This window comes from Parendozoicomonas verongulae (assembly GCF_009711465.1).
Taxonomy (GTDB): Bacteria; Pseudomonadota; Gammaproteobacteria; order Pseudomonadales; family Endozoicomonadaceae; genus Sansalvadorimonas; species Sansalvadorimonas verongulae.
In genome coordinates this window covers 1-257 of sequence record NZ_SMME01000103.1, presented here as the reverse complement: position 1 = coordinate 257, position 257 = coordinate 1, and the positions used below count along the sequence as shown (strand labels likewise).

General features: G+C 48.6%; 1 protein-coding gene. It reads right to left on the bottom strand.

Annotated elements, in window-relative coordinates; genetic code table 11:
* Window positions 1–43: 43 nt before the first annotated feature.
* Window positions 44–257: hypothetical protein (locus E1189_RS24160; protein WP_230459787.1), on the bottom strand; the 214-nt coding region annotated here is incomplete at its 5' end.

The following is a 257-nucleotide window of genomic DNA, read 5'->3' as shown; positions in this document are numbered from 1 at the left end:
ACCCTTTGTCTGTGACTTTAACGGGTGCAATAAAGCGTTTACCTCATCCAGCAATCTCAGCAGACACAAACGCACACACACAGGAAACAAGCCTTTTGTCTGTAATCAGGACGGGTGTAACAAGCGTTTTAGCCAGTCCAGTGATCTCATCAGGCACCAACGTATCCACACAGGAGAAAAGCCCTTTGTCTGTGATTTGGATGGATGCGACAAGTCTTTCACCACACCCAGTCATCTCACCAGGCACAAGCACACCC